The 14,506-nt window shown below is 34.6% G+C and carries 10 protein-coding genes and 1 pseudogene; all 11 read left to right on the forward strand.

Translation table 11 applies throughout. From position 1 onward, the window contains the following. A pseudogene (locus ACEW8O_RS06365) lies at positions 1-282 on the forward strand (ArsR family transcriptional regulator); the annotation flags it as partial. Between the two features lie 229 nt (positions 283-511). After that, positions 512-3,121: an SLBB domain-containing protein gene (locus ACEW8O_RS06370; RefSeq protein ID WP_373493788.1), complete on the forward strand. Its 2,610-nt coding sequence runs from the start codon at positions 512-514 to the stop codon at positions 3,119-3,121. A 33-nt stretch (positions 3,122-3,154) separates the two neighbouring features. Further along, positions 3,155-4,282, forward strand: coding sequence for a Wzz/FepE/Etk N-terminal domain-containing protein (locus ACEW8O_RS06375; protein ID WP_373493789.1), 1,128 nt, complete (start codon positions 3,155-3,157; stop codon positions 4,280-4,282). A gap of 219 nt (positions 4,283-4,501) precedes the next feature. Next, positions 4,502-5,818 carry a UDP-glucose/GDP-mannose dehydrogenase family protein gene (locus ACEW8O_RS06380; protein ID WP_373493790.1) on the forward strand — a complete coding sequence of 439 codons (1,317 nt, stop codon included), beginning with the start codon at positions 4,502-4,504 and terminating at the stop codon, positions 5,816-5,818. 40 nt (positions 5,819-5,858) lie between these two features. After that, positions 5,859-7,169, forward strand: coding sequence for a nucleotide sugar dehydrogenase (locus ACEW8O_RS06385; RefSeq protein ID WP_373493791.1), 1,311 nt, complete (start codon positions 5,859-5,861; stop codon positions 7,167-7,169). A gap of 94 nt (positions 7,170-7,263) precedes the next feature. Beyond that, a complete protein-coding gene (locus ACEW8O_RS06390) occupies positions 7,264-8,604 on the forward strand; it encodes a lipopolysaccharide biosynthesis protein (RefSeq protein ID WP_373493792.1) in 1,341 nt (446 codons plus the stop codon). 9 nt (positions 8,605-8,613) lie between these two features. Continuing rightward, complete coding sequence (locus tag ACEW8O_RS06395) at positions 8,614-9,939, forward strand: hypothetical protein (RefSeq protein WP_373493793.1); 1,326 nt, start codon at positions 8,614-8,616, stop codon at positions 9,937-9,939. Positions 9,940-10,287: 348 nt separating this feature from the next. Beyond that, complete coding sequence (locus ACEW8O_RS06400) at positions 10,288-11,175, forward strand: glycosyltransferase (RefSeq protein ID WP_373493794.1); 888 nt, start codon at positions 10,288-10,290, stop codon at positions 11,173-11,175. A 54-nt stretch (positions 11,176-11,229) separates the two neighbouring features. Then, entirely contained in the window at positions 11,230-12,309 is a 1,080-nt protein-coding gene (locus ACEW8O_RS06405) for a glycosyltransferase family 4 protein (protein ID WP_373493795.1), read from the forward strand. Between the two features lie 18 nt (positions 12,310-12,327). Next, on the forward strand, positions 12,328-13,368 hold the full coding sequence (locus ACEW8O_RS06410; protein WP_373493796.1) for a polysaccharide biosynthesis protein: 1,041 nt from the start codon (positions 12,328-12,330) through the stop codon (positions 13,366-13,368). A 13-nt stretch (positions 13,369-13,381) separates the two neighbouring features. Continuing rightward, positions 13,382-14,497 carry an NAD-dependent epimerase/dehydratase family protein gene (locus ACEW8O_RS06415; protein ID WP_373493797.1) on the forward strand — a complete coding sequence of 372 codons (1,116 nt, stop codon included), beginning with the start codon at positions 13,382-13,384 and terminating at the stop codon, positions 14,495-14,497. The last annotated feature ends 9 nt before the right edge of the window (positions 14,498-14,506 follow it).

Below are 14,506 nucleotides of genomic sequence, written 5' to 3' on the forward strand. Positions count from 1 at the left end.
TCAAATTTGCAGGATCTTATCCGAAAATATTTAGGTTTTGACAGGCTACTGGAAACGGTACTTGAAAGAATGGGAGATGTAAATGAGGTGGTGCTTACAGGAGATTATGCTCAGGGAATTGACTCCGGGACCATTGAAGTACTCATCAAAGGAGAGGGCCTCAATGAAGATTATCTTGATCACTTGGGAACTAGGATCGAGCTATTGATTGAGAGAAAAGTTAAATTCAATATCAACGGCAAGTCCAATGCCGAAGATGAGCTTGTTCTTTTTAAAAAATAGTTTGGATTTTTTTTGGTCTTTTAAGCTAAGTTCATTTATCCAAAATGTGACTGAAAGGGCGAAGCTATAGATATTAAGATAAGTTTTAATTTGAGACCTATATCAAAATTTGGTCATTTTGGCCTAATTTGCAGACTTGTATCAAAAAGTAGATTTCATTATTCCAAAGTTCAAAATTTGTATATTCACTTTATTCATGTGTTTTGCTTTAAAAACAAAAAATTTAAATATGACCTCTAGTTTCAGGGAATCATTTCATGCCATAAAATTATTGATAGCCTTAATTGTCGTACTGACTTCAGTTTCATACGTCCATGGTCAATCCCTATCTGATATCCAAAACTTAAAAGTTGACAACCTATCTGATGCTCAGATTGAACAACTGTTAAAAAGAGCTGAATCTTCAGGCATGTCCGAACAGCAACTTGAGTCTATGGCCAGAGAAAGAGGAATGCCGGCAACTGAAGTAACCAAATTAAGAGCTAGGATAAATCAGATAAGGAATAAAGGTGGTCTTGATTCAAAAGCACCATCTTCTCAAACATTTCAAAATAGACAGTGGATCCAGGAAGACTTTTGGGGAGATGACGAAATTGAAAAAGAGATACCATTAACAGAGGAAGAGGAGAAAATATTCGGTTATTCATTGTTCAGAAATTCTAAACTGACCTTTACACCCAACTTAAACATCCCCACTCCAAAGAATTACATTCTTGGATCAGGTGATCAGTTGTTGATAGATATTTATGGAGCCTCCCAGTTTTTCTATGATTTAAATATTAATAGTGAGGGAATGGTTTTTATTGAGAATGTAGGCCCGATCAATCTCGCAGGGTTGAGTGTTGAAGCTGCGACAAGCAGGTTGAAGAATGCGTTGGGAAATATTTATTCAGGCTTAAGGGGTTCCTCTCCAAATACCTTTATGCAATTAAGGGTAGGTAATATACGGTCTATTCAGATTTCTATGGTTGGAGAGGTATTTACGCCTGGCAATTACACTTTATCCTCTTTCGCAAGCGTATTTAATGCTTTGTATGCGGCAGGCGGTATAAAACAAAACGGTTCTTTTAGAAATATAAGAGTTTACAGAAACAGCAAAATGGTTGCTGAAATGGATATTTATGATTTTTTGGTCAATGGAAACCAATCTGCAAATATCAGGTTGGAGGATAATGACGTGGTATTGATACCACCTATCGAAAAGCGAGTTGAGATTTCAGGTCCTGTCAGAAGACCTGGATTATTTGAAATGAAAAGTGATGAAAACTTAGATAACCTCATAACATTTGCAGGGGGATTTGAAAGTTCAGCATACACTGGTGTAGCTACTGTTTTCCGGACAACTGAGAAAGAGTTTAAAGTGGAGAATATAGATAGGCAGAATTTTGTATCTTTTGTTCCTAAGGAAGGGGATAGGTTCATATTTGGAGAATTATTGGAAAGATATGAAAATAGGGTGCAAGCTTCAGGAGCTTTGATGCGACCGGGAACTTTTGCATTGGAACAGGGAATGGGCGTAAAAGATCTTGTGAAAAGGGCAGAAGGTTTAAGAGACGATGCCTTTATGAACCGGGCATCACTATATAGGACTAGACCGGATTTTTCACTGGAAATAGTTTCTATAAATATCAGTGCTATATTGAATGGTGAGGAAGATGATATTGTCCTTCAAAGAGAAGATGTGTTGAACATCCCAAGCATTTATGACCTGAGAGAGGAATTTTATGTAATCATTAGTGGAGAGGTAAATAAACCCGGTGCATTTGCATTTGGCGAGAACATGAAGGTTGCTGATTTGGTACTAAGGGCTGGAGGTTTTAAAGAATCAGCTACCTCCGCACAGATTGAAATTGCCAGAAGGGTGAAAGATGATGTTTCAGGGAAGCTTGCTGAAATTTTCCATATAGATATTGATAGGAATCTCAAAATTACAGGAGATAACGCTGATATGGTTTTAACACCATTTGATCATGTCATTGTGAGAAGAAGTCTCGGTTTTCAAAGGGAAAGGTTGGTGCGGGTAGAGGGAGAGGTTTTCTTTCCCGGTGAATATTCCATTGCCCATGCCAATGAAAGAGTCTCAGATCTTTTGAAAAGATCAGGTGGTATAAACCAGTTTGCATATCCAAAAGGTGCCACTTTAATCAGAAGGAATGAGTTTTTTGCCAGTCCAAGTGATAATCAGATAAAGTCAAGGAATTTGACCGAAGTCAAGCAAAATTTACAAAGGATTGAAAGGGATACAACCGAAGCCGAAAAAATATTGCTTTCCAGAATTGATCAGAAAATCACAGAAAAAGGAGGAGATTTGTCCAATAAGTCAGGAGGATTGTTGATTGATGATTTTAGAAGGGAGACTATTGAAAATTTAGTCAATGAAGATGGAGAAGAAGTAATCAAAATTAAAACCCAGGAGATGATCGGGATCAATTTATCTGAAATTATGGTAAATCCCGGTGGTCCAAATGATCTGATTATCCAGGAAGGAGATGTTTTAAGTATTCCCAAACAATTACAAACGGTAAGGATGAGGGGAGAGGTATTGTTTCCGACAACATCGAGATATAGGGAAAATGCAGGATTCAAAAGTTATATTTCAAGGGCAGGTGGATTTACTGACAGGTCAAGGAAAAAGCGTTCCTATGTGGTTTATGCCAATGGGGATGTTAGAAGGACAACAAATTTTTTGTTTTTTAAAATATATCCATCAATAGAACCAGGATCAGAGATTATTGTGCCGGCCAAACCCGAAAGAGAACCAATGCCAATTCAAGGATGGTTAGCAATTGCCACTAGTTTAGCGACATTAGGCTTATTAGTGAATAATATTTTACAATAAGTAAATATAATTGTTTAAAAATCTTTAGAATAGATGGAAAAAACCGAACTTCCTATTACAAAAAATAATGAAGAAATCGACTTATTGGAGTTGGCAAAAACTGTTTGGCTTAAAAGAAGGATAATTTTTATAACCATTTTGCTTTTTTCGATTCTTGGGGTTTTGGTTGCATTGGTTTTACAAAATGAATATACAGCAGGATCAACTTTTGTTCCTCAAACATCCGAACAAGGGAAAGTTGGTGGCAATTTAGGAGGGCTTGCATCATTGGCAGGAATTAATCTGGGTGGACTTTCAGGAGGAAGTGAAATACCCCCAAGTTTATATCCCAAAATAGTTTCCTCGGTAAAGTTTAGGAAGGATTTACTCAATGCTACATTGAACATTCAAGGAGACAGTCAAAAAATATCATACCAATACTACTATGATAGTATCCACCGACTAGGATTGATACCATTATTTGCAAAATACACTATTGGATTACCTGGATTATTTATAAAAAATATTAGAGGGAATAATGTTATGGAATCCCCTTCAAATGACCATGGTTTGATCAATGTCTCAGAAAGTGAATTCGAACATTTTAAAAGATTAGACAATCAGGTATCCATTGAATTCAATGAAAAAGAAGGATTTGTTTCCCTATCTTTTTCCATGCCGGAACCATTAATGGCAGCGCAAATGGCAAGGTATGCAGAGGAATTACTTCAAAAAGAAGTCATTGAATTCAAAATCCAAAGTGCAAGAGAGCATTTAAAATATACTGAAGAAAGATTTGAGGAAAAGAAAATTGAATTTGAAGGAATCCAGAAGAAGTTGGCCATTTTCAGGGATAGAAATCAGAATCTTTCTTCTGCCATGATTTTAAATCAATTGGAAAAATTAGAGGCTGAGTATAATTTTGCTTTTAGTATTTATACCGAACTCGCCAAACAATTGGAACAGGCTAAACTGCAGGTGAGTAAAGACACTCCGATTTTTTCTATTATTCAACCGGTGACTATACCTATAGAAAAATCTGCTCCCAGAAGACCACTGATAGTTATTGTCTTTGTGTTATTGGGTTTGGTAATTGCCTTTGGCTATATATTTGGTAGGGAGTTCGTATTAAGTGTAAAGGAGCAATGGGAAATTAAAAATAATTCGGATCCAGAATCATAAGTATTTAAAATTAAGTTCATTTTTTAAATGAAATACAATTATTTTTATTCAAAAAACTTTTATTTATATTTATTTAGTATTTTATTTGCATTATAAATGTTATTCGCCCAATTAATAAACCTAAGTTTTAATCAAAATCTATCTCAATAGAATTTTCTATTAAATTATAATCATTAGAAAAATCAGTATTTAAATTATTAACCTTTAAACTTTTAAAAAATGAAAATTACAGTAGTAGGTACAGGATACGTTGGTTTGGTATCAGGAGCATGTTTTTCCGAAGTCGGCATTGAAGTTGTTTGTGTGGACATCGATCAAAAAAAGATTGATAATCTGGTAAATGGCATCATGCCAATTTATGAGCCTGGATTGGAAGAAATTGTCAAAAGAAATTTTGCAAGTGGCAGGCTTCAGTTTTCCACTAACCTTGGAGATGCCATACAAGGTTCCCAAGTAGCATTCATTGCAGTAGGAACACCTCCGGGAGAAGATGGATCCGCAGATTTGAAATATGTTTTGGCAGTAGCAGATGAAATCGGTAGGACGATGACCGATTATATTGTCGTAGCCACCAAAAGTACAGTTCCTGTTACCACAGGTGAGAAAGTTAAAGCTGCTATTCAATCCGCATTGGATGAAAGAAGCTCTGATCTGACATTTGCCGTAGCCTCGAATCCTGAATTTTTGAAAGAAGGTGCCGCAGTAGATGATTTTATGAAACCTGATAGAATAGTCATTGGAATTGATGATGAAAGGGCAGAAGAGATCATGAAAAGATTATACAAACCATTTCAACTGAACGGGGACAGAATCATATATATGGATATCCCATCTGCGGAAATGACGAAATATACAGCCAATGCGATGTTGGCCACTAAGATTTCATTTATGAATGATATTGCCAATCTGTGCGAGTTGGTAGGTGCTGATGCCAATATGGTAAGAAAAGGTATTGGTTCTGATCCTAGAATAGGCAATAAGTTTATTTATCCCGGGGTTGGATATGGAGGATCATGTTTCCCAAAAGATGTCAAAGCTATCATTAAAACCGGGAAAAAATATGGTTATGACCTTAGGGTACTACAGGCTGTAGAAGATGTAAATGATGATCAGAAACATGTTCTGGTTCAAAAAATCAAAAAACATTTTGGTGATGATTTAAGTGGTAAGACGTTTGCCATGTGGGGATTGAGCTTCAAGCCGAATACGGATGATATGCGGGAATCACCTGCTATTGTAATTATTGACCAATTGATTGAGGCGGGTGCGAAAGTCAAAGCCTATGATCCGATTGCAATGAAAGAAGCGCAGCATATTTATGTTGGAGATAAAATTACTTATGCCAAAGATGCTTATGATGCCTGTGTGGATACTGATGCTTTACTCTTGGTAACTGAATGGTCAGAATTCAGAATACCAAGCTGGTCTGCGATTGGAAAATTATTGCATGGAAAAGTGGTTTTTGATGGCAGAAATATTTACGACAAAAAGTATCTCTCTGAAATGGGGTTCACTCATTATGGTATCGGAATCTAACAAACAAAAAAATAAAATTTAGATAATTTTTAATTATAACATGTTAAAATCATTTGCAGAATCAAAAATAGCAATTGTTGGTTTAGGCTACGTGGGTCTCCCATTGGCGGTAGCTTTTGCTGAAAAGTTTGCCACAGTGGGATATGATATCGATCCTAAAAGAGTTGACCAACTGCAAAAAGGACACGATAGAACACTGGAAGTCGAAGATGAAGACCTTAAAAAAGTATTGGTAAAAACTGTCGTAGAATTGGAGGATAAGAATAAGGGGCTTTTGGTTTCTGATGCAATCATACCTATATCATCTTGTAGCATATACATCGTTACGGTACCAACCCCAACTGACAAACATAACAAGCCTGTATTGACACCCATGTTGAAGGCCTCAGAAATGATCGGAAAAATCCTTAAAAAAGGTGATGTGGTCATCTATGAATCCACAGTATATCCCGGGGTTACCGAAGAGGAATGTGTGCCGGTTTTGGAAAAATTTTCAGGTTTAAAATTCAATGAGGATTTCTTTGCTGGCTACTCACCCGAGAGAATCAATCCAGGAGATAAAGAACACACTGTAACCAAAATCCTAAAAGTAACTTCCGGTTCTACACCCGAAGTAGCAGAATATGTAGATCAATTATATAAATCTGTCATCACAGCAGGTACCCACAAAGCTTCCTCAATAAAAGTAGCCGAAGCGGCAAAAGTGATTGAAAATTCCCAAAGAGATATCAATATTGCTTTTGTGAATGAACTTTCAAAAATATTTAACCTTTTAGGCATAGACACACAAGAAGTTTTGGAAGCTGCTGGGACCAAATGGAATTTTCTTCCCTTCAAACCAGGCTTGGTTGGAGGTCATTGCATAGGTGTCGATCCGTTTTATCTGGCCCAAAAAGCCCAAGAAGTAGGATATCATCCAGAAATTATCCTAGCTGGTAGAAGATTAAATGATTCCATGGGAAAGCATGTTGCAACTGAAGTAATCAAGCACATGATGCGAAAGGATTTAAAAGTGATTGATTCCAAAGTATTGATCCTTGGATTTACCTTCAAAGAAGATTGTCCCGATGTGAGAAATACACGAGTGATAGATATCTATAAGGAATTGAAATCTTTTGATATGGAAGTGGATGTTTATGACCCTTGGGCTGATTCTAAAGAGGTGGAGCATGAATATGGAATAACAATTATTAATGGGAATAATAAACCTGTACTAGAAGACTATTCGGCAATAATTTTGGCTGTCGCACATAAGGAATTTAAATCATGGTCTATCAAAAAATCCGAAAAACAGGTAATATTTGATGTGAAATCTGTATTGCCTAAAAAAGATGTCGACTGTAGGTTGTAATAAAAGAAGATTAAAAAAATCCCCATTGACATCTAATTAAATTGTTTAAAAATTAAAAAATAGTGACTCATATTTTAATTTTTAAACCGGAATTATGTTAAAAAAAATATTCACAACTTCTAATGACAGAAGTTCTAAATATCTAAAAAACACTTTTTTTATAATTATTTTTCAAGGAGGAAATGTTGTATCAAATTTTTTATTAGTTACAATAACTTTAAATTTTTTAGGAGTAGAAGAATATGGTGTTTGGATTACTTTGACTTCACTGGTAACATGGTTCAGCTTTTTGGATATTGGTTTAGCTCATGGTTTAAGAAATAAATATGCTGAAGCTAAAGCAGAAAATGATTTTTTGAAAATAAAAAGTTTGGTTAGTACAGCTTTTTTCAGCCTTTTATTTTTAAGTTTATTTGGATTTGTAATTGTATTTTTGGTTGGTTCCAATCTTAATTGGGCTACATTGTTAAATGGACCGGATTATCTTAAAAATGAATTAAGAAATGTAGGACTATTTATGGTTTCTACTTTTTTTTTAAGACTAGTTTTAAATATTGTTGCAGTTTTAAAGACAGCAGACCAACAACCTTCTGTAGCTACATTTTTAACTACAAGTGGTAATATACTTTCTCTGGTTGGTATTTTTCTATTAATAGAATTCTATAACCCGTCATTTCTGCAACTGGGTGTCGTTCTTTCAATTTCCCAAGTTTTGCCAATATTAATTGCTTTTATTTTTTATTTTTCAAATTCATATAAAAACATCTTTCCAAAAATAGAGTATTTTTCTAAATCCAATCTTAATTCTATCTTTTCAATAGGCTTTAAATTTTTTATCATCCAATTATTGAATTTAATAATCCTTCAATCGAATATCTTAATTATTGCACATGTATGCGGGCCAGAATCTGTTGCAGATTATAGTATTGCTTTCAAATATTTATGGTTAATTATTATTTTGCATGGTGCTATTATCAATCCGCTTTGGTCTGCATCTACAGAAGCTTATGCTAATAATGATAGGGTATGGTTGAAAAATATAATGTCAAGATTGAATAGGGTTTTTTTGGTATTAGTTTTAATAGGAATTTTATTGATCTTCGGGTCTTCATTTTTTTACAAAATATGGCTGAAGGGAAATATAGAAGTTGACTATTTATTGCTTTTCTTGATATTTTTGAATTTTACCTTCACTATGAGGTATTCCACTTTTAGAATGTTTATGAATGGTGTTGGAAAAATTAGACTCCAACTATTTGTAACTAGTATTCAAGCTATTTTACATATTCCACTTGCCATTATAGCTGCAAATTACTTAGATGTGTATGGAGTAATTTTAGTCTCTATTACGTGGACTTTTTTCAATTCTGTGTGGGAACCTATACAATTTAAAAAAATAATCTCTGAAAGCGCAGTCGGTATTTGGTCGCGTTAATAGGTCGCTATGTTAGCAGTAATTCTTGTTTTTATCTTATTATCTATTTCAGTTATATTGATTAGATATAAAGGTGTTCTAGGTTGGGGAATGTTTTTCATGCTTTGTGGTTCGGTAACAGATTCGGCAGGGATTTTATACTTTATTGATTCTTTTTTTCCTTATTATAAAATTTTTATATGGCTAACTACATTTTCATTAATGTTTTATTCTATCTATTTAATCTTATTCAGGATCAGAAAGAGGGTTTTTATTTATTGGTATTTTTTACCATTTTCCCTCTCTTTACTTTTTGTCATAGGTTCAAAATTTGTCAATAATTATAGTTGGGCTGAAATAACAACCACCTTTATATTAAGTGGCATTCCCTTTTTTTTTATTTGGTATGTTGGGAGATATTATAAAGGACAAAATCAATTAATAGTTTATCTGATTCTATTTCATTGTATTTCGGCTTTAATTATAATTGTAGGAAAATCAAGTTTATCAGAAATAAATGGATTATCATATATTTATAGAGTAGATGAAGATTTTCAATTGTATGATTTTGAAAAATTAATTAATTCAAAATTATATTTTTTTAATTTTAACAAATATGAGGTTCAAAAATTTGGACAATTTCACAATAGTAATGCTTTAGGTTTTTTTTCCATTGTTTCTATATGTGTTGGAATTGCCAGCTATTTTAGAATAGGAGATTTCGGTAGGGTAAATGAACATAAAATAATTGCAATAATGATTTTGATTATTTCAATTATATTATGGTTTAACTCTTTAACACGGGGTCCTTTAGTTTTTTTATTTTTGGTTTTTGCATATATCTATACTAGGCCTTGGAAGATCAGAAAAAATAAAGTTCCCTTTATATTGTTTTTACTATTTGGTCTGGTCGTTATTGTAACTATTGAATTCAATGTTTTAAGCTTTATTTTACCTGATAAGGATAACGTATCCGTGACTTCCAGATTTGTTGGTTACATAAATGGATTTAATGCTATTTCAAACAATCCTTTATGGGGTCAAAAATTTGATGGGTCTCCGCCTCATATTTATCCATTGAAAATAGCTTCTTATTATGGAGTTCCTGCCGGATTGTTAATATTCATTCCTATAGTTCACCTAACTTATTGCACGATCAGGATTTTTATCAAAGAAATTTCTCTGAAAAAAATTAATGAATCAACTTTTGCAATGATGCTTTTAGCAACTTTACTAGGTGTATATATTACTAATGGAACTGTAAGTAATGTTTTATTTGGGATAATAATGGCTGAAATATTAATCAGAATTAACTTAATAAAGGAAGATAATCAAGAAAAGGATTCCGCCTTTTAAAAAACTTATCCTTAGCAAAATGAATTCAAGAGGAATTTAGGTGAATCCAGTATGGTCGAGTGAATTTTAATTTTTTCAAACCCAAATAAAACTAAGTTGAAAATTATTTATATAGGAGAATTTGATTTTAAGGAGAATCTGACTGCATCCACAGTTCGGATAATTAACAATTGCAAATCGATCCGTTTGGAAAAAAATTTTGAGGTTAAGATTTTGGGGTATTCCAATACCCCCCATTTAAATTTAGAAGGGTTTGATATACATAATGTAAAAAGAGGAAAACGATATTTAGAGAAGCTTTTTCTTTATATTTTTCGTGGAATAGCATTTTGTTGGTTATTACAAAAGATGAAAAAGAATCCGGAAACATTAGTGTACTATGGATCTTCTTTAAGGATACTTGTTCCTTTATGGATTTATTCCAGAATAAAAGGCATAAAATTAGTTGTAGATACTGTGGAATGGTATGATTACTCTCACCTACCATTTGGCAAGTATGGGCCTATGGCTTGGGATGTTCATATTGCCATGACTATGATGATTCCAAAATGCGATGGTGTGATTGCGATAAGCAGACTACTTAAAAAATATTACCAAAATAAAGGGCTGCCTACAGTAAGAGTTCCCATCCTTTTTGATAAAGATATAACTCCACAAAACCAACATTCAGAGATCAAATTGAATCCAGATTTCCTGAATTTAGTTTATGCGGGATTTCCCGGAAAAAAAGACTTCATTTTTAATGTGATAGATGCTGTTCGCACTATCAATAAGGACGAAAAAAAAATAGAATTCCATATTCTAGGTATGAATGACAGTGAATTGGAATCTATGTATGGGAAACATCCCGGAGACAGCGTTAAAACTTATGGAAAACGACCAAGGACATTTGTGAACAATTTTCTTAGTTCAGCAGATTATTCAGTATTGTTTAGGCCTACAAAACGCTATGCCATGGCCGGGTTTCCGACAAAATTCGTTGAAAGCCTGAGTATGGGTTTGCCTGTTCTGGCTAATCTTACGAGTGATTTGGAAATGTACCTCAAAGATGGCTATAATGGATTAATTGCCGAAGACCATCAAGTGGAATCCATAATATCGACGCTCTACAGGGCATTGGAAATAGACAAAGAAAGTTATCGGAATATGAAAGCAAATGCACGAATATCTGCTGAAACCTATTTTGACTATCACAATTTTTCTAAGAAATTCTCCGGATTTTTCTCCGGGATTTAGTGGATTTATAATTCTTAGATGAAGCTTACTACCAATCAAAAGAGTGTATTAATTATGTCACCACTGCCTCCTCCAGTTGGCGGCATGGCTTCTTGGTCCACTCACTTATTAACTTATTTGGCGGAATTTGGATATCCGGAAACATTTCATTTGGATACCGCCATCAGATCCAGGAATGTTACTGATATTGGTAATTTGGCACGAATTTCCAATGGAGTTTTAGATGCCATCCGTATAGTTAGGTTAGCTTTCTCCAAAATCCGGAGGGTTCGACCTCACGCTGTACATCTAACGACTTCAGCTTCTTTTGGGCTTTTAAGGGATATTTTAGTAGCGTTTATCTGTAAAGTTTTTAAAGCGAAATTAATTGTTCATTTCAGATTTGGTCGAATCCCGGAATTGTCACAGATCCGTAATTGGGAGTGGCATTTAGTGGCCTTATTAACAAAAATGTCAAATGATGTGATAGTTTTGGATAGAAAATCTTTTCATGCACTAGCAGCGATTAACCAAAAATTTCAACTACATCAAATACCAAATCCCTGTTCTTCCGATTTGGAAGAAATAGCGAAATCCAAAACCACTTCCAAAAGAAATAATGATTTTGTTTTTATTGGTCATCTTATAAGGGAAAAAGGGATATTTGAGCTTGTTGAAGCCTTTTCAAGTTTTACACATCCTCCAAATCTCAGACTAGTTGGGCCTGTGGAATCTGAGGTAAAAGAATTACTGACAGTTATTGCAAGTAAAAAAGAAAAGGGAAATTGGTTGTCATTTGAAGGAATTTTAGGAAAATTCGAAATCTATTCCATCCTGAAAGCCAGTGCGGCTTTGATACTCCCATCGTATGCGGAGGGATTTCCCAATGTAGTTCTGGAAGCGATGGCCTGTGGATGTCCGGTTTTGGCAACTGATGTAGGGGCAATTTCTGAGATGTTGGATTTTCCTGGAGAATTGGCATCAGGTCTGTGTTTTAAGCCTAGAGATGTGGATGAAATTAAAAAAGTGGTTGAAAAAGTTAATGATGGAAAAGTTGATCTCAATCTAATGTCAGAAATGGGTAAGAGAAAGGTGTTGGAAGTTTATACCATGAAATCGATCATTATTGAATACGAAAAACTCTGGAATAATTAATCAAATTTTACAACTACAATGTTAAAAAGCAAAAAACTACTCATCACAGGAGGAACAGGTTCCTTTGGAAATGCTGTATTGAATAGATTTAAAAATTCTGATATGTTCAATGAAATCAGAATTTTCAGTAGAGATGAAAAAAAACAAGATGATCTCAGAAAAAAAATAAACGATCCAAAAGTTAAATTTTATATCGGTGACGCAAGGGATTTAGCGAGTGTTGAGAATGTTGTAAAAGGTGTTGATTACATATTCCATGCAGCAGCTTTAAAGCAAGTTCCTTCTTGTGAGTTTTTTCCTCTCGAAGCAGTTAAAACCAATATATTTGGAACAGACAATGTACTCTCAGCAGCAGAAAAATTTGAAGTAAATCGTGTGGTGGTACTGAGTACGGACAAAGCTGCTTATCCCATCAATGCCATGGGAATGTCCAAAGCAATGATGGAAAAGGTGATGGTAGCAAAATCACGAAATCTTGATGATTCAAAATCAATTTTTTGTGGCACCAGATATGGAAATGTCATGGCTTCGAGGGGTTCGGTAATTCCACTATTTATTGACCAGATTAAATCAGGAAACTCTTTGACAATCACAGATCCAAATATGACAAGGTTTATGATGACCTTAGAAGATGCTGTTGACCTCGTTTGGTTCGCATTTGAAAATAGCCATCAAGGGGACTTGTTTGTTCAAAAAGCCCCAGCTGCCACTATAGAGGTTTTGGCCAAGGCCCTTTTGGAGTTATACAATGCTTCCAACGAGATCAAAGTCATAGGAACCCGTCATGGCGAAAAGTTGTATGAAACCTTGGTAAATAGGGAAGATATGGTGAAAGCAATAGACATGGGTGATTATTATAGAATTCCTGCCGATACAAGAGATCTTAATTATGCCCAATTTTTTTCAGAAGGCGAACCAAATGTTTCCAACTTTGAAGAATATCATTCCCACAATACAAGGAGATTAGATATTGAGGGAATGAAAAAATTGCTTTTCAAACTCCCGATCATAAGAAAAGAGATCTTGGGAGAAACCGATGTAGAACAATATCCGGATTGATAAAGATATGGCTATGAGAATTGGAATTACCGGTCAAAATGGTTTTGTTGGAACCCACCTTTTTAATACGCTTGGTTTGTTTCCTGATGAATTTGAAAGGATTGAATTTAATAGGGAATGTTTTTTGGACGAAGAAGTCCTCGATACATTTGTAAAAAAGTGCGATGTCATAGTTCATTTGGCAGCCCTGAATAGGCATAATGATCCAGAAGTAATTTATTCAACCAACATCAATCTTGTTGAACAACTAATTAGCTCCTTTGGTAGAACTGGAAGTAAGCCCCATGTTTTGATTTCATCTTCAACCCAAGAGGAAAAAGACAATCTATATGGAAAATCAAAAAAAGCAGGAAGAGAACTCCTTGCTAATTGGGCAAAAAAGAACGGTGCCATTTTTACAGGTTTGATAATACCAAATGTTTTTGGACCATTTGGTAATCCATTCTACAATTCAGTAGTGGCGACTTTTGCCCATCAGGTAAGTAGGGGTGAGATTCCAAAAATAGAAGTAGATGGAGATTTGAAATTGATCTATGTCGGCGAGATGGTTGAAACTATCCTTGAATTGATCAGAACACGAAGGGGTAATCCCTCCTATAGTGTTGGACAAACCTCAGAAGCCAAAGTTTCTGAAATATTGCTATTACTCCAAAAATTTAAATCGGAATACCAGGACCAAGGAGTAATTCCGCAAATTTTAAACGATTTTGAACATAACCTGTTCAATACTTTTAGGTGTTACATGGATGTTGAAAATTCTTTTCCCCGTAAATTTACCGAACACAAAGATGCAAGAGGTGCTTTTGTTGAAGTTATCCGATTGGGAATAGGAGGTCAGGTATCTTTCTCCACTACTGTATCTGGAATTACAAGGGGAAACCATTTTCATACCAGGAAAATAGAGCGTTTTGCGGTTATCAAAGGCAAGGCACTGATCCAACTTAGGAAAATAGGGACTGATAAAGTTTTGGATTTTTATCTTGATGGAAATGAGCCTGCTTATGTGGATATGCCCATTTGGTACACTCATAATATCAAAAATATTGGAGAGGAAGATTTGTACACAATTTTCTGGATAAATGAGCATTATGACCCATCCAATCCTGACACCTATTTTGAAACTGTTTGAATTTTTTTG

Source organism: Aquiflexum sp., assembly GCF_041749095.1.
Classification (GTDB): Bacteria; Bacteroidota; Bacteroidia; order Cytophagales; family Cyclobacteriaceae; genus Aquiflexum.